The sequence below is a fragment of the Dictyobacter vulcani genome (assembly GCF_008974265.1).
GTDB lineage: Bacteria > Chloroflexota > Ktedonobacteria > Ktedonobacterales > Ktedonobacteraceae > Dictyobacter > Dictyobacter vulcani.
This window is the reverse complement of the sequence record NZ_BKZW01000001.1, coordinates 1,606,486-1,622,891: the sequence shown is the minus strand read 5'-3', so window position 1 is coordinate 1,622,891 and position 16,406 is coordinate 1,606,486. Positions and strand designations below refer to the sequence as shown.

The 16,406-nt window shown below is 48.1% G+C and carries 12 protein-coding genes; 8 read left to right on the top strand and 4 right to left on the bottom strand.

The features are described from left to right. The first annotated feature begins 254 nt into the window (after positions 1-254). The 3 genes from KDW_RS06695 to KDW_RS06685 all read left to right on the top strand — a co-directional run bounded on the left by KDW_RS06695 (position 255) and on the right by KDW_RS06685 (position 6,933). The gene (locus KDW_RS06695; protein ID WP_162005014.1) at positions 255-3,773 is read left to right on the top strand and encodes a BACON domain-containing protein; all 3,519 of its coding nucleotides are present in this window, start codon (positions 255-257) and stop codon (positions 3,771-3,773) included. Positions 3,774-4,174: 401 nt separating this feature from the next. Further along, positions 4,175-6,295, top strand: a complete 2,121-nt coding sequence (locus tag KDW_RS06690; protein ID WP_151755242.1) for a BACON domain-containing protein — start codon at positions 4,175-4,177, stop codon at positions 6,293-6,295. 332 nt (positions 6,296-6,627) lie between these two features. Continuing rightward, positions 6,628-6,933 (top strand): 2Fe-2S iron-sulfur cluster-binding protein, encoded by a 306-nt coding sequence (locus tag KDW_RS06685; protein WP_162005013.1) that lies wholly within the window; start codon positions 6,628-6,630, stop codon positions 6,931-6,933. A gap of 108 nt (positions 6,934-7,041) precedes the next feature. Here the strand turns inward: KDW_RS06685 and KDW_RS06680 are convergent, their stop codons facing one another. Beyond that, positions 7,042-8,151 carry a polyadenylate binding domain-containing protein gene (locus KDW_RS06680; RefSeq protein WP_151755240.1) on the bottom strand — a complete coding sequence of 370 codons (1,110 nt, stop codon included), beginning with the start codon at positions 8,149-8,151 and terminating at the stop codon, positions 7,042-7,044. A 640-nt stretch (positions 8,152-8,791) separates the two neighbouring features. On the opposite strand from KDW_RS06680, the gene KDW_RS06675 reads away from it, so the two are divergent. From KDW_RS06675 to KDW_RS06660, 4 genes are all read left to right on the top strand, one after another. Beyond that, a complete protein-coding gene (locus KDW_RS06675) occupies positions 8,792-9,007 on the top strand; it encodes a hypothetical protein (protein ID WP_151755239.1) in 216 nt (71 codons plus the stop codon). A 14-nt stretch (positions 9,008-9,021) separates the two neighbouring features. Beyond that, positions 9,022-9,906, top strand: a complete 885-nt coding sequence (locus KDW_RS06670) for an SDR family oxidoreductase (protein ID WP_162005012.1) — start codon at positions 9,022-9,024, stop codon at positions 9,904-9,906. Between the two features lie 138 nt (positions 9,907-10,044). Next, a complete protein-coding gene (locus KDW_RS06665; RefSeq protein ID WP_233097645.1) occupies positions 10,045-10,956 on the top strand; it encodes a proline dehydrogenase family protein in 912 nt (303 codons plus the stop codon). 26 nt (positions 10,957-10,982) lie between these two features. Continuing rightward, entirely contained in the window at positions 10,983-11,498 is a 516-nt protein-coding gene (locus tag KDW_RS06660; RefSeq protein ID WP_151755237.1) for a gamma carbonic anhydrase family protein, read from the top strand. Between the two features lie 55 nt (positions 11,499-11,553). On the opposite strand, the gene KDW_RS06655 is transcribed toward KDW_RS06660, so the two are convergent. Continuing rightward, on the bottom strand, positions 11,554-13,470 hold the full coding sequence (locus KDW_RS06655; RefSeq protein ID WP_162005011.1) for a copper resistance CopC/CopD family protein: 1,917 nt from the start codon (positions 13,468-13,470) through the stop codon (positions 11,554-11,556). Between the two features lie 368 nt (positions 13,471-13,838). Here KDW_RS06655 and KDW_RS06650 point away from each other — a divergent pair, with 368 nt between their 5' ends. Further along, the gene (locus tag KDW_RS06650) at positions 13,839-15,119 is read left to right on the top strand and encodes a glycosyltransferase (protein WP_151755235.1); all 1,281 of its coding nucleotides are present in this window, start codon (positions 13,839-13,841) and stop codon (positions 15,117-15,119) included. Positions 15,120-15,308: 189 nt separating this feature from the next. Here the strand turns inward: KDW_RS06650 and KDW_RS06645 are convergent, their stop codons facing one another. Beyond that, positions 15,309-15,770 carry a nuclear transport factor 2 family protein gene (locus KDW_RS06645; protein WP_151755234.1) on the bottom strand — a complete coding sequence of 154 codons (462 nt, stop codon included), beginning with the start codon at positions 15,768-15,770 and terminating at the stop codon, positions 15,309-15,311. Between the two features lie 134 nt (positions 15,771-15,904). Beyond that, positions 15,905-16,399: a DUF427 domain-containing protein gene (locus KDW_RS06640; RefSeq protein ID WP_151755233.1), complete on the bottom strand. Its 495-nt coding sequence runs from the start codon at positions 16,397-16,399 to the stop codon at positions 15,905-15,907. Positions 16,400-16,406: the final 7 nt, after the last annotated feature.

The window sequence follows — 16,406 nt, the reverse complement described above, 5'->3', positions numbered from 1 at the left end:
GTGCTTTTTGTGCATTGGAAGCAACTGGTTAACGACATCTGGAAGATATAGATCAAAATACCTAATTTTTCACTTTGTGTGACCAACATGCAAGGACATCGTTTAATCAATGGAAGTTGACTACGATTGTGCCATGTTTTGATCAAAGAAAGTGGAGAGTTGTGGTTGCCAGCAGGCTTTGTATCTATACCCGAGACAATAAATAATTGGCATGTATAGTTATGGTCCTTATTTTTTCAAGAAGAGCTTAAAGAATGAATCAATGTTTACGTTGTAACCGGCCTTGTAGTGCTTCGGCAATGTTATGTGATCAATGCCGTGCTCAACTACAACAGTCAGGTCAGCGAGGCGAGGCGGATGGGGTGGATGCTCCGTCTGATGTAGAGTTTGTTCCTACTGAGAAGTTGAAGGCGGTCAATCAGAAGGGTGAAGACGCCCGTTTTATGCAGCGTGATTTATTTTTGCCTTCAGCGGATAAGGTAAAGGACGCTCAGCCCCAGGCATTTCATGCAACCGTTCCCATGGAAACCCTGAATCCTGATGCTGAAGATCTCTTCCAAGAAAGCTTCGATGAGCAAGATGCGCAAGATGCAGTTAAATATGCAGTTAAATATGCAGATTCATCAATTCAGTCTTTGCAATTACTGAATGATGCTGCTCGTATGATGGCTGAAGCGGATGAAAGTGAGACTGCTCAGAATGGAGGACGTGGGCCGCGCGCATCTCGGCTGGCTCCATTACGCGATATTTCTGCCGATATTCGTCGAGATAGCACTCCTCTACCAAACACAGCGTTTAGTACTGAATTTGGGACGCGTGATGTATTAAAAGAGGAGGAGCCTCTGCCTGATCTCTGGCCCTGGTTACATATGGTAGAGATTGATGAGGATAAAGATGATTGGGTAGACCGTACTGACCCCTTACTGGCTCGTACATTGCCTACCGGTTCTAAATTGCAACGACTTTTAACTGGTCGGGGATTACGGCGAATCTTCCAGGAGGCGCGGCATTCATCGCGACATCGCTGGCGGCTCATATTTATTGGGGTATGTCTACTGACAATTGTTGCTCTGGTTACCGACGCAGCTGTGGCCACATTTGCAGGACATGCCGATCTACCATTCGCCTCTGGTTTGCCACCGACGATCACGCTATCAACACGTATCGCTGATCAGGGCGAGCAGGTCACGCTTCATCTTAAAGATTTTTCCCCAATGGCAGGCGTTGTGCTGTCACATGACATTCAAGAGCCATTAAGCATGCTTAATGAGAAGGGTATTGTACATGTGGATGCTCAAGGCTCAAAAGATGTGGTTGTTGTCATCGATAACAATTTGGAATCAGGCTCACATACTATTACTGCCGAGGATATGACGACACGTTATACTGCCAGTGCTATGTTGATGATTGGCAATGATCCGAGTCGACCGGCACATTTACAACTGGAAACCCTGAATGTAGATTTTGGTGCCTCACTGGAGGGAGCCAATTCTTTAAAAACGTTGACCTTGAGTAATGGTGGTGGGGGTATTATCTCATGGGCTGCCAGTAGTAGTGATGCCTGGTTAATGCTTACACCTAATCACGGCATGTTTAGTGATCATCAAACTATTCAAATTGCGGTTGATCGTAACAAATTGAAGGCTGGCGATTATGATGGGAAGATTACCTTTTCTTCTAATGTCAGCGCACCCCAGGATGTGGCTGTGCATATGAAAGTATTGCCGTTGCCTGCCAATGTCGGTGCCGTCTTAAGTGTTTCTCCAGCCTTGATATCCTTTACTGCTATTGATGGTATGGGAGATCCCGCTTCACAATCTTTGACGATTTCTAATCCTGGTAAGAAACCATTGAATTGGGCCATCAAAGGCCAGTCGCCGCTTGCGCAGACTAACACCGGAGCTTATACATACAATCTGGTAAACATGGCTTCCCAGTGGTTAAAGCCAGATGTCACTTCTGGTCAGGTTGCGCCAGGGGGAATGGGTTCTGTAAAAATTAATGTTCATAGTTTCAATTTATTGCCAGGTACTTATAATCAGGTGTTAACATTTACTGCTGGCAATGGTGCTTTAAATAGTCCCCAGACCGTAGGCGTCTCCCTGACAGTGCAGCCTCGCTGTGGTCTTGCATTGAACACTGGTAGTCTGCTATTTACGGCGGTGGCTGGTCAAACGAGTTCCAGTAGTCAGGTGATTAATTTGTTTGGCAATGCAAGTTGTAGTAGTGGTGCTAGCTGGCAGGCAACCTCTTCCGTCCACTGGCTGACTATGGCTCCAAGTAGTGGATCATTGCAGGATGCTGCGACCGGATCCATAACGGCCACTGTGAATGCGGCTGGCTTGCAGCCAGGTACATATAATGGCACTATCACAATCACCCTGGGTCAAAATACCCAGACTGTGCTGGCACAGTTGTTGGTGCAGGCTCCGCCGTCGCCTTCGGCGCCCATCCTTGGTGCCTCGCCGCTAAATCTTAATTTTAGTATGACCAAAGGACAGCCAAACCCACCAGCGCAAAGTATTACGATTGCTAATACTGGACATAGTGGGCTTACCTGGACAGTCGTTCCTAAGCCACTATCTAGCTGGTTAACTGTGATCCAAAGTAAGAGCGTACTGGCCGCTGGCGATACAGGTAACGTGCTGGTGAATGTGGATGCCAGTGGCCTGACTCCAGGCATTTATTCTGGTCAGATCGCATTGAGTGGTGTTGATTCCAATGGCAATCCTGCGGGTGGAAGTCCGCAGACAGTGGGAGTAACCTTTACTGTGTATGCTCCCTGTACATTGGTGTCACCTTCAGCCACATCATTGGTCTTTAATACTACCCAGGGTGCCCCAGATCCTGTCGCGCAGCAATTTACCTTTAGCGCTTCGGGGAATTGTAGCTGGCCGTTGACAGTAAATCTGGCTCATAGTTCGTCCGCGAACTGGCTCAAGTATACGGGTTCAGATAATGCGACTAACTCATATACACTTACGACTAGTGGTCAATCAGTTTCTATTATGGTGAGTCCCAGTAATGCTGGTCTGGCTGGGGGAAGTTATCATGATGTGATCAACATTTCCGCGACTGATAATACTGGCCAGTCAGTTCCAGGTAGCCCTCAATCTCTTGGTATCGATATGGGGGTCCAGCAACCATGTACGCTTCAGGCTACCTCTGCGGGACTGAATTTCTCAGTCACTCAAGGCCAGGGGACTGGCGGTCAAAGCATTCCATTAAGCTTATCTGGAACCTGCATCTTGCCGGTTGGATGGACCGCGACGGCAGATAGTAGTTGGATCCAAATCGCCTCACCATCGGGGAGTGATAATGGACAGGGGAGTACGCTTGGCGTCTCGGTAGATGCCAGTGGCCTGGGTATTGGTACTTATAACGGTATTATTACTATCAGCCCTGCTGGAAACAACGGCGCTCCAGTCGATGGGAAGCCACAGATTCCTGTGATCTTAACCGTTACTGGCGCGACCGTCAATGTGACCATTAATTCCTGTGCCGTTGTGGATTGTACTGTGCCTGTTGTTTTGCCTGGTGCTCAGGTCTCGCTTTATGATGGATCTGGCAATCTTATCGCCAGTAAAACTGCCGATGCCAATGGTGTGGCTGTCTTTAATAATATTCCAATTGGAACGTATAAGATTACAGCCAATGGCACTGATGTTGGTCAGGTTTCATACTCGGGTGATGGTTCGATTTCAGTGACGGGAACCGTCGTGACAACGAGTATAAATGTCTTTGCTGGAAGTAGTGCAACTCCCACGCCTTGATTGTTATTGATTGTATGTGGTTATAGTCATAACAGCCAGTTCAGATATTTCGAATATCTGAACTGGCTGTTTATAATAGATTTTCTCTTTGCTATTCAAAATAGGCCTGACGTAATAGATATGTGCATTACCATCTTGTCAAACGTATACTTAGTAAGAGAGTATGGATAGAAAAAAGCAGGCATTTGACGTGTGGATAATTTATACGTCTAAATGAAGTAGAGTGCCTGTGAGGGTCAGTCAGCAATTTTTTGATACCGCCACCCGATTTGTGAGCAAAGTCAGCCGCGCATGAGTGGCATTCATCGTTGTTTTGCAATTATATGCCGTTCAGCATTGCTAGTTAAGGAGGAGATAGGGCGAGTTCCCTTTGCGCTCAGCCTTATCTCAATAGATGCGTTATGGATACCAGACGTTGTGCGTATTGTGAGGCTTTACAGCGGGCTGATGCACAGAGATGCAGTCGCTGTGGACACGATTTATCAGCCCCCGTTCCACGCGCTGTTGGGCCGAAAGTACAAATCCAGGCTTCTACCCACCGGGCCGGGCATACCTTTGGTTTGCATCCAGAGGATCAACCCTATCAATCCAGTATGTTGGCTGCTCAGCAGCGGCCGCTTGCTGATGCAAAGGATGCGCTGTATCGTGGCAAGCAGGTGCCTGAGTTGATTGTCTTTCCGTCTACCCAGGAAGCGCCAGTACTCAAAGCACAGCGGGCGGCTCTCTTGCGCCAACAACATAAAACTACGAGTGCCGGTCAGGTACAACCACGCTGGCCTGTTCCAACACAGTCAAAACCCTGGTTTTCCAACCGCACTATCTCATCACTGCTCACAATATCCTGTATCTTTTTATTGCTGGCGGCAAGCATTATTGCTTTTGCATTTATTGGACAACGTTCCACTATTGCGATCGCCGTTATTCAAGCGACGCCCGCGACTTTGCGTGCAAATGATACCTTTACCTTAGCTGGCCGAGGCTTCTCGTTCCATAGTAAGGTTTCTTTCTTTCACGATAACAATCAGGTTTTCCTGGACGAAAATCACCAGCCATTAACGGTTCAAACGGATGAGCATGGAAACTTCACGTTTTCAGTGCAGGTTCCTGTGGATTGGAATGTGGGACAGCATCAGATAAATGCGGTAGATAGTACACGTGGTATTAATGCGGTGACACAGATTACTGTGCAGATACCACCTGTCCAGAAACCAATGTTACAGCTTTCACAGCCAGAATGCCTTTTTCCGGGGGCTGCTCCAGGCATTGTTTCCAGTCAATCGATTGTGCTTTCGAATGAGGGTGGCGGAAAGATTAGCTGGAGTGTCGCCAGTGATCAGGATTGGTTAAGTACCACACCTGCCAGCGGCACGTTCTCTGGCAGCCAGAGCGTTCAGGTAACAGTAAATCGGGGCCATTTGTCTCCACAGTCCTATAGCGGCCATTTAACCTTTACCCAGAAGGGGGAAGGGGGAATGACGGTTCCACTTCATGTCGCGATGAAAGTGACGCCCGCCCCGGCCGCCCTGGATCTTTCGGTAGCAGCCTTAAATTATTCCGCCAGCAACAGTCAGGATCCAGGAGTGCAGTATATTACTTTGCACAATAGCGGAGCGCAAGCTGCAAATTGGTCCAGTACCCTTGAAACTGGTGATAAGGCGGCCTGGTTTACGGTGAGCCCTGACCATGGACAAATCGCACCTGATGCCAGCGTGACTATTGCAGTCAAGGCCTATTCATATCATCTGGCTGTCGGTTCGTATCAGGGAAGCATTCAATTTGCCGGCGGCTCTACTGCCCGGGTGAGTGTGTCTATGAACGTTGTAGAAGCGGGAAATCTGGTCCTATCGGCGTCAGCGCTGAATCTCACTGCTCAGGCTGGTCAAACAGCGTCAGGCCAGACAGTAACGCTACAAAACAGCGGCGGCCTGCTTTTGAATTGGGAAGGAAATGTCAGCATGGTTGACCAGGGAAAATGGTTGCAAGTGACCCCTGCACAGGGCACGTTGGTTGGAGGTGCGCAAACCACCGTAACTGTGAGTGCTGACGCCAGACAACTTCATCCCGGCTCGTATCAGGGTCTGGTTACCTTTACCTCTTCCAGTGGCAATAGCCGACAAATTGCTATCTCACTGGTTGTTTCGGCACCTGTAACCCCTGCGATCAACGTCCAGCCTGCCAACCTTAGCTTTGTGGTGCAGAATGGTCAGAATCCGCCTGCCCAAACGCTATCCCTACATAATACTGGTAACACAGACCTTCAATGGTCAGCTACGATAGCCGGTATTGATAGCAGCATCCTTACGGTGACGCCGGCTAAAGGAACGTTAAAACCCGGAGAGAGCGCGACGCTAACAGTCGGATTACATGTCCCGGTTGCAGGATTAAAGCTATCCTCTGCAACCATCCTGATCAACGCGGTCGCGCCCGGCTCTATCAGTTTACAGCAGAAAGTCCAGGTAACTATCCTTAATAAGGACATACCCACGCCCACTTCCACTGCGAGTCCTCAAAAAACGAAGTAACCTTTACGCTCGATTTTCCTGTTCCTATCAACCCCAGAAAATTGGGCGTTGGAGGGCATCCAGGAGCGCCTGAGCAGCGTCTACAGGGGGATGCTGGGTATTTTATTGACGCTCTTTCCTGTCTGTGCTATAGTCTGACAAGGCATAATCACGCTATGCCATTCAATCGTGTGAGTGTAGTCGCCTGGCAGGCTGCAACGTTTCCGCACAACTGATCAACTTGCAAGTGCTGAGTTGTGGCAACTGCGCTAGCCGCGATTGAGCGGCGTTCACGATTGTTTTTCAAGAGTATGCTATATAAATAAGCTATTATTTTTGCGGAGGATAGAGTCGTGCCAACCATTACATATGTACGCGAAAATGTACGGGTGGACGTACCCGAAGGAGATACCGTCCGATATCCAGCGTTAGAAAATGACGTTCCCGTTTACTGTGGAATCTATAAGTTTGCCAACTGCCATGGCAATGGCTTCTGCGGCACCGATCGCGTCGCGGTCTCCCCTGCTACCAGCACCAACGAATTGACATTTATGGAGAAATTCTGGTTGCGCAGTGACCTTAAGAAGAACCCCAACATGCGCCTCGCCTGCCAGGTACAGGTTTTTGACGACGTCACAGTCGATACCCAGTGTAAATAATGCTCTTTGTAATTATGAGCAAATAAAGAACCCCGGACCAGAGATTTTCTAGTATTATTATATAATCTCTTCTGACCGGGGTTCTTTATTTGCTTTTCTGCTTCGCTTTTAGCGAACGGCGAAGTAGAGCCGCCGCGCAAACTGATCGTTCCAATAAATCTCAACATAACCCGATAGCTGGTTATGGAATTGCATCGTTATGTCAAAGTTTTGTATTCGTTGAGGATCATACTTAATGATGATATCCTTGTTTGACCTATCCTGGACTGGCTTCGATATATATGGCTTATTATTCGTATACCATTTGGTCGTTACTTTTCCTTGTTGACCCTGTTGTGGTTGCGCGCTAAAGGTCAGGTAAAATTGTTGGTCTGGCATGAAGATTACCTGTTGTCCCTGGATTGGCTGGAGATTTTTATCAACGTTCAAAGTCAGTGATGCTGATGGAATAATCGCTTGCGCCGGACCACTGTCCTTTGCTGTAAGTGCTGGTGGATCTTGAATTTTTACCTTAGATGTTGGCACGTCGTGGACGGTTGGTCCTCCAGTGTAGATTGCAACCATGCGATCCCAGGTACCACTGGCTTTAGCATAGTAGCCTGCACCTGTACACAGCAACACGGTGACAATGATCACGCTCAACAGTCCACTGATGACGCGATATTTTGGCACGATTGGTCGTGGCTTGGTAAACATTGGTGGAACATGGACCACGTCTGGTGAGAGCGGCTCTGCTGGTAGCAGGTGCTCAACTGCTTGCTGGGGTACCAGTTGGAGTGAAATTGTGGGTTGGCGGCCCCCGGGTTGCAACTCCATGCCACCCTGATAAGGAACCGGAAGCATGGCCTGTTGATTTGATCGGGCATCATTGTTTTGTGGACCAGTTTGTCCGGTTGGTTGTTGTTGCCAGGATGGTAAAGGATTCTGTGTTCCAGAAGGTTGTTGCCAGGAAGGCATCGGATTGGGATCGGCCTGCCAGCCATGATTGGCTGATGCATTGGCTAACTCATCTGATTGCCAGGGAGCAGCGGCTGTGTTAAAAGGCATTTGAGGAACCTGTGACTGCTCCCATTGTCCTCCATATGGTGTGCCGCTTTGCATTTGGGGGCCACCCCAGGACGCTGAACCAGGAGCTCCTGTTCCCCAGCCAGTTTGTTGAGGGTTTTCCAGTAGTGGTGATGGAGCTCCACAATTAGGGCATGGTGCTTCATTCGCCACACGAGCTGCTTTACAAAAGGTACAGAACATTTTCCTCGCCTACCTCGTAGAAGTTTTTGCAAATATACTTCTATCTATTATTGTTAACACAAATTTATACTACATCACAGTAACATTTAACTCCCACTACGATCAAGTTTTGCTGCTTTCTTTAGGGCAAAATGGCTATATATAGTCCGCATCTCTCCATTATGCATCAGGATATGTCAAAAAAAGGCAGGATATTTTTGTACTTGCGCCTGCTCTTTTCCGGGTGCTACCATGGATTTGTGACAGGCTTATTTTTGTGATTTTTTGACGTATTTATTACTACAACAGTTATAACATCTTCCAGGCTCTTTTTATGTACATACTTAGAGGTAATCTCTTCAGGGCGTACCGGGGCACTAAAGCGCCATACCTTTAGATAGTGTTTGATCCTGGTCACTGTGTATGAGTCTCGCGCCACACGGCGCTCACATAGTGTTTTATGGTGGTGCATCAGGAGCGCAATACGCTCCTGATGCACCACCATAAAAAAAGAGATTGGGGGCGTCAGCACCCCCAGGTTGGCATACGCCTATGGGGATGGAAGTCAGACACACTCTTATAAGTATGTTGTGTTAGCAGGTTGTAGTAGAAAGGATCCTTTTTTCGTTCTATGGCAGAAACGCAAGAACAATGGTATAACAGGCAAGCTATTGAACAATTGGCGCAGCATATTCCTTTTGAGCGGGATCTCGCATGTAAGGCTGAGTTAATTGAGATGCTTCGTGGATTGGTGCTTCGCCATGGTCGGGGGATGGATCCTGAGTTGTTTGGCTTCGAGGCACGCAATGAGCTTGTGCGTCTGGGATTATGGAATCGTATCGGGTAAGAAGGGACATAGAAATGACCCAAAAATCAATTGTGATTACTGGTTGTTCCAGTGGCTTTGGTCGCTGTACGGCTTTGGAACTGGCTCGTCGTAACTGGCGTGTTTTCGCCACGGTCCGTCAGGAGACGGATAAAGTATCTTTATTGCAAGAAGCAGAACTGCAAAAGTGTCAGGCGAATATTATCCCACTCCTCTGTGATATTACGCAGGATGATCAGGTGGCTCATCTGGTGAGTGAAGTGGAGCAATTGCTACGTGCAGAAGCAGAGTCGACACAAGGACAAGCACTCCGATTGGATGCTCTGTTGAACAATGCCGGTACGGCCTATGGAGGGCCGGTTGAATTGGTGCCTCTGGAAGATATTCGTGCGCAGTTTGAGATCAATGTGATTGCTCATGTAGGCGTAACGCAGGCCTTTTTGCCGCTCTTGAAAGCCGCGCGCGGCACTATTATCAATGTCAGCAGTATTTCCGGTCGGATATCAATTCCGGTCACGGGCGTGTATTCTGCCAGCAAGTATGCGCTGGAAGCATTGAGTGATGCCTGGCGGATAGAGCTAGCTCCCTTTGGTGTGCGCCTGGTCTTGATCGAGCCTTCCTCAAGCCCGACCAGTATCTGGAAGACCAGTCTGCAGCGTTCAACAGAGCATATCGGGGCTGCCGGCCGTAGCAGCGATTATGCTCGTCTGGTAACTATGGCGGAGAAATCGGCAACCCAATCCATGCAAAAGGGCTTTCCTGTACAGAAATTCGCGGACACCGTTGTACGCATCCTGGAGAGTTCCCATCCTCGCGCTCGCTATGGTGTTCCCCAATCTACTAATGTCGTAATGGTGCTCAGGCGTTTTGTGCCTGATGCTTTATGGGATCGACTTATTCGTCGGACAATGCATTGGTAATCTTCCTATACTAGGATGATGCTTGCTTGTGCTATGATATTTATAGTAAATATTTTTGCAACTGGTGCCAGGAATGATGTTGTCTACGAGAGAGACTACTAATCATTCATTCTTTGCTTCCCTCGCGAAAGGATGTCAATGGTGATTAAGGATACGTTATTATATCTTGCTCAGAATCAGCGTTTGCGTGACTTTGTGGTCCAGAATAAAATCACACGCACTGCCTCCCGTCGTTTTGTTGCCGGTGAGGTGTTAGAGGATGCCGTACATGCTACGCGTGCCCTCAATGAGCGTGGGATTCAGGTCGCGCTGGATTTGCTGGGTGAGAATGTGGCTCTCAAAGAAGAGGCCGCCGAAGCGACTCAAGCATATATGAATGCAATTGAATTAATTGGCAGGACGCAGATTGATGCGAATATTTCGATCAAGCTGACGGCCCTGGGTCTGGATATATCTCCCGATTTATGTGAAAAAAATCTGCTCACTATCTTAGAATGCGGTCATCAGCACAATGTTTTTGTGTGTATTGATATGGAAGCCTCTGACTACACTGAACAGACTGTTACTATGGCCAGGAACGCCTATGAGCAATATAAGCAAGTTGGCACAGTAATACAATCCTATCTGTACCGTAGCCATGATGATATTAATCAACTGGTAGATCAAGGGGTGCGGATTCGACTGGTGAAGGGTGCCTATAAAGAGCCTCAGAGCGTAGCATATCAAGAGAAGGCTGATGTTGATAAAAACTACATACAGTTAATGCAGATCTTGCTGGCCCGGGGTAATTTTCCTGCCATTGCCTCCCATGACGAAGCGATTATTGATGCCGCCTGTAAATTTGTGCGCGATCATGGAATCAGTAAAACCTCTTTTGAGTTCCAGATGCTTTATGGTATCCGTCGCGACCTGCAGGAAAAACTGGTAAGACAAGGGTATAATATGCGTGTGTATGTGCCTTATGGTTCACACTGGTATCCCTACCTCATGCGGCGTATGGCTGAGCGTCCAGCCAACCTGATGTTTGTGGTGACAAATAGCTGGCGCTAATTACTACAATCCTGATAGGAGCGTATATGCCTGTTTTACCATATAAGGGAATCTGGCCAAAGCTGGGAAAAAATGTTTTTATTGCTCCGGGCGCGATGGTCATCGGGAATGTCGTGCTTGAGGATGATGTCAGTATCTGGTATAACGCGGTTTTGCGTGCCGATAGCGCCTCAATCGTGGTTGGACGCCGCAGCAATATCCAGGACAACTGCACTTTACATGTGGATGCTGATGCTCCTCTGGTTATTGGCGAAGAGTGCACGATTGGACATAACGCTGTGGTCCATGGAGCGACCCTGGGTGCTCGGGTACTGATTGGCATGAACGCGGTTGTGCTTTCGCATGCCAGCATTGCTGCTGAGAGTGTGATTGGCGCCAGTGCGCTGGTGGGTGAGCATAAACATATTCCTGAACATGTGCTGGCCCTTGGTATGCCTGCGCGTGTGGCGCGTAGCCTGAACGACAATGAGCGGACTGCTCTAACATTGAGTGCTCAACATTATGTTGAGTTGGCTCAGGAACATCAAGCGGAACAAGCGTAAAATAAAACAGGATCATTATTACTTCGATAATGATCCTGTTTTTTGTTGCAAAGATTCAGGCTGTCAGGGTGATTTTAAAGGTTTCAGTCAGCGTTTTTTGATTGGGCCGCTGAATCTCCACTTTAATATCCCACAATCCCGCCATACTGAAGGCTGCATGCTTATCAAAGGTTGCTATGTAAACAGGATTGCCACCCTGAACACTGGCCTGTCCTTCTCCCATGTCCATTAACTGCATATTGACGGTCAGGTTGACCTGAGCATTGGTAACGGGTCTGCCTTTGTTATCGTTAATCAGGATAATTACTGTATGTGCATAGCCAACACGGCCCGGTAATAACTGCAGATTGACTGAGAGATCTCCTATTTGCCGTGTCTGGGATGTTACCGGCCTGTTCTGCTGGGTTATCGGCTGCCTATCATACTTCACATTCGGAAACTCAATGGGAGGCGCGAAAAACTGTTGCAGGGCTGTGCACAATAAGATAAGCGCGCCGCACACGACCAATGATCTGGCGGTGAGTTTTAGCTGCCGTCTTGTACCATTCAGCTCTGATTGCCGTGTACGTCTGGCGGGAAGGTCAGCTTTGACGACAGGTAAGAGCAAGGCCTGATGGGTGAGCTTTGGACGAATCCAGCAGATGGCATACACGCTTAAGCAAGCTGTGATTACGGTCACAACAATTTGTATCAGGAGTGTGCGCCCGAAAGGATTGGTAACTAACTGCTGTGGATCATTAATACTGGCTTCTCCAATGAAAAGACCGGCGACTAATTGAATACCCATTCCTGCTAATAGGATCGGCGTCAGACGGCGTAGCAGAAAAGTGAGTGTCTCAGTATTATATTCAAGTTCAGCGCTACTCAGAAGCGGCAGAAGAACGTAGGCCAGGTATGCAAAGCCTCCCAGCCAGATACCCTGGGCGATGAGATACAGCCAGGAAAAAACAATGGCACTGGCATGGGGCGTAAGTACCTGGACGACTGAACTGGTGAAGACAAATGTAAGGGTAATCAAACCCGCCAGGAGTAACCAGATCAGGTTATGGCGCGGAGCGGGTATCGGTTCGGCTGTGGATGTCTCCAGCAGCAGCCGTGTTTTTCTTGGATTAATCGCCTTCATTTCTTCCGTTGAAAGCCGTTCAAAGTTGGTGATAGGTTCTGGCTCAGGTTCTGGTAACTGTACCTGTTTATGGCGGTGTGTGAAATATAAAAAGAGCATAGCGGTAATAATCAGGAGCACGCGCAGGAGCCAGATCGAGCCATACGCTGTCTCTGGAATCAGTCGTAAGAGTATACTGACATCCAGTTGCTGCAGTGCATTAGCCAGGCGAACCATCCTCAGAATTAAAGAAAGGATCTCGCCACACAATAGCACAGAGAGACTAAGCCATTCTAAGGCATAGGTCCGTTTTCTGACCTGAGCAAATATTCCTGAACCCCGTCCAGCGGAAAGAACCAATTGTTCAACCACCAGGAGCCCGATCCAGAAGGTCAGTGCCATGATGGTAAACCACTCCCAGGCTATCGAGAGGATCGCAGTTGTATCTATTTTCTGCACGCTTTCCAGATTATTACTGCTGCCTGGACCCAGCGTGGTTGTTCCATCTACGCCTGTACCTGAATAGCCCACATCAAAGCCAATGATGCCATAGGTTGTATTGCCATCGTTATTGGCTATCGCGGTCCAAATTACTTCATAGCTACCTTCTGGCTGTGTATCGGGCGTCTTGATAGAGGTGATTAACTCCTGGGCGTTGGTTGGAGAAACACGACTGGGCGCTGCATTTACCTCATTCAGATTTCCATTCTGGATTGAGTAAATATGTGCATTACTGATAGAGCTAATGGGTGCATTAAAATATATATGCACTTCGGCTGGCACTTTTCCGATCGTAGACCCATCGACTGGATCAGAGCCAATGACGTAGGCATGCGCCTGGGCTGCTGTTGGTGACACCAAAAGCGTCATGCAGAAATACCCCAGAAAGCTCAGAAGCAGTGCTATGGGAATAATGAGCAATCGTCTTTGTCGCATATGTTTTCTTCAGATATGGCACGCCTCGATAAAAAAGGGAGTTGTCTGCTATTCAATAGCATGCTAAAAATTGCAAATGCCTGCGTTCTAAGATAACATGCGTCATAGTGGAACATCCAAAACTGGGCTGTGGTGGCGGCCTTTTCCATAGCATGCATGCCACTTAATGGCGCATTATGAATAACTCTGATTGTACACCAGCATGCTGGTGCTCGCAACATACGATCGACCGATTTGTTGCGATCTACCCTTTTGATTATAATAGATAGAAACAGATTTTATCCTGATAAAGAGTTGTAATTATGAAAAAAAAGTATTGGTGGCAGAGCTGGTCACGCTTTGTTTTATGGTCACATGTGATCGGGGTGGTGGGTTTTTATGGTATTCTCTGGTGGCGTACGTCACCGCGAAAAGAGGATCGCTTACACGTCCTTCCTCCACTTGAAAAGAATTTGATTGATGGACGCGAACGTACTGATGAACCAATCGCTGAGCCGCTTGTGTCGGTTATCGTACCGGCTCGTAATGAAGAGAACAATATTCGCCGTTGTGTACAATCTTTGCTCGAACAAGATTATACGTACTATGAAGTGATTGTGGTTGACGATGGTTCGACAGATCAGACCGCGGCTATCCTGGATGAACTGGCGCAGACACATGTCCATGGTAAGCGTTTATGGGTATTGCAACTGCGGGATGAGTTACCCGCTGGTTGGGCTGGAAAGCCACATGCGATTCACAGTGGTGTGCAAGAGGCTCAGGGTGATTGGTTTCTTTTTACGGATGCCGATACCTGGCATGCTCCCAACAGTTTGCGTTCAGCCATCACCCAGGCAGTCTCCGAACGGGTAGACCTCTTCACATTGGGTGCTGAACAAGAGCTGCCAACCTTCTGGGATCGGGTGTTGATGCCGATGGCGTATCTTGGCATCAGCATGCTGTATCCACCGCGCCTTGTCAATGATCCTGCGAGTCCTCTGGCAGTGGCCAATGGACAGTATATCCTGATTCGCCGTAGTGTTTATGAAGATCTGGGTGGTTATGATCGGCCAGAGATGAGAAATACCCTGCTCGATGATCGAGATCTGGCGCAGCTGGTAAAGTCACATCACTATAGCCTGCGTTTTATTGATAGCGATGGCCTGGTCCATGTTCATATGTATCGTAGTCTGGCCGATATCTGGCGTGGCTGGCGCAAAAATGCCTATCTTGGTAATCGAGGTGGTATACCCTTTGTTCTGACTCAACTGTGGGGTCTCCCGATGATCTCTATCATCCCCTTTTTATTGCCGTTATTCGCTCGCTTCACACGCAGTAAGCAGCATCCCGGCATCTCATCCCGCGAAGCTGCGCTGGCCACGGGCCTCGAGTTAGGTCCTTTGCTGGCGTATCGAGTCTGGCTTAACGGCCAGATGCAGGTCCCCTGGTATTATGCTCTGACCCATCCGCTGGCAGGTGCAACCTTTACAGGCATATTGGGGCAATCCGCATGGCGGGTGATTACGAAACGTGGTGTGGACTGGCGGGGAAGGCAGTATCATGATCAAAATGCGAAAGATGTGGCTGGCTCGCGGTCGCGTTAAGTAGTAGTTATAAATGTAGTAGTTATATAAGAATACGGTATACCTCTTGTGGCCTCTGGTGGCAACTCACGGGTCCTGTGGCAAGACTCGGCAAGAGGTATATTGTATTCTTTACTTTATTTTATGTTGATCTTCAACTTCTGGCCTCTTTCAGGACCATCAGGGGAATAGTGTTATTCTGAAGATCGATTATTGTGCCAGTGGTAATTCGATGCCTAATTGTTTCAACAAGCCTGATATACCACCACCCGTTGTATGTTCCACGTCCATAGCTGTAATCAGGTCATCGTGTAGTCGGTAGGTAACTTCTTCCATTGGAAGCGAGACACTGCTGGCTGTCTGAGGTATTGGTGGTGTCCCAAGGGCAGGAATAATAAAGCTATCAGTCTGATAACCCTGAACCTGGATCGTCCCGGTAATGCTTGTGTTTTGTTCCAGCACATTGTGGATATTAAAAGACAGGCCAGGGATGCCCTCTTTAATATTTTCTAGCAGGGTTAAAAATGCCTGTTTATTGAGCGGTTTAGGTGTCCAGCCGCTAAACACAAAATCATCTGCCAGGAAGTTGGCGGCAGTGTCGAGCTCATTGCTGTCCAGGGCCGTCATAAAGTTTCTCACTATATTTGAAGGTGTGTTGTCTGTTGTATTCATATATTCACTCCTTTTACCAGTCTACCTATAGGGCTGTCTTCTTAGGTACACGATAGAGTGGGTAAGTGGGGAGACGCTTAGGCGGTGCCTGTTATCCATAATAGCCGTCCTGTGAACAACACAGGCGTGCTCTATTACCAACCGAATGTTCCTCTACCGCCTTTGAAAGGACCTACAATGTCACTGGTAATCCATCCGCCATAGAAATCCCCTTCTTGTGGCTGTACCTGTTCTCCGTTGACGTAACAGGCATCCATGAGGGAGGGGTAGATCGCGATATAGTTAGCGATGGTCTCATAGCCTTTTGTGGGCTGTGGATAATACCAGGCACCGTCAGGGATCGATTTGTCATTAACCGTGACGGTGTAATAGGATGCCTCACCCTTCCATTCACAATAAGAATGTTTGCTGGTAGGGATGAAATATTCCATTTTGACATCCTCGGGTGGAATATAGTAGACCGGTGGATGACTTGTTTCCAGAATGCGTCTGGCATGTTGGGTATGAGCAATTACAATGCCATTAAAAACTATCTGTATCAATTTCTGACTGTCTTCCAGGCGTGGAGGACGGGGATAGTCCCATACTGATTCCTGACCGGGTCCTGGTTCAATTCGTCTAAGCACCATGGAGTCC

Coding starts and splice junctions, on each gene's coding strand:
- KDW_RS06695 (WP_162005014.1), top strand. CDS start 255: ATGAATCAATGTTTACGTTGTAACCGGCCTTGTAGTGCTTCGGCAATG.
- KDW_RS06690 (WP_151755242.1), top strand. CDS start 4,175: ATGGATACCAGACGTTGTGCGTATTGTGAGGCTTTACAGCGGGCTGAT.
- KDW_RS06675 (WP_151755239.1), top strand. CDS start 8,792: ATGGCAGAAACGCAAGAACAATGGTATAACAGGCAAGCTATTGAACAA.
- KDW_RS06670 (WP_162005012.1), top strand. CDS start 9,022: ATGACCCAAAAATCAATTGTGATTACTGGTTGTTCCAGTGGCTTTGGT.
- KDW_RS06665 (WP_233097645.1), top strand. CDS start 10,045: ATGGTGATTAAGGATACGTTATTATATCTTGCTCAGAATCAGCGTTTG.
- KDW_RS06660 (WP_151755237.1), top strand. CDS start 10,983: ATGCCTGTTTTACCATATAAGGGAATCTGGCCAAAGCTGGGAAAAAAT.
- KDW_RS06655 (WP_162005011.1), bottom strand. CDS start 13,470: ATGACGCTTTTGGTGTCACCAACAGCAGCCCAGGCGCATGCCTACGTC.
- KDW_RS06650 (WP_151755235.1), top strand. CDS start 13,839: ATGAAAAAAAAGTATTGGTGGCAGAGCTGGTCACGCTTTGTTTTATGG.
- KDW_RS06645 (WP_151755234.1), bottom strand. CDS start 15,770: ATGAATACAACAGACAACACACCTTCAAATATAGTGAGAAACTTTATG.
- KDW_RS06640 (WP_151755233.1), bottom strand. CDS start 16,399: ATGGTGCTTAGACGAATTGAACCAGGACCCGGTCAGGAATCAGTATGG.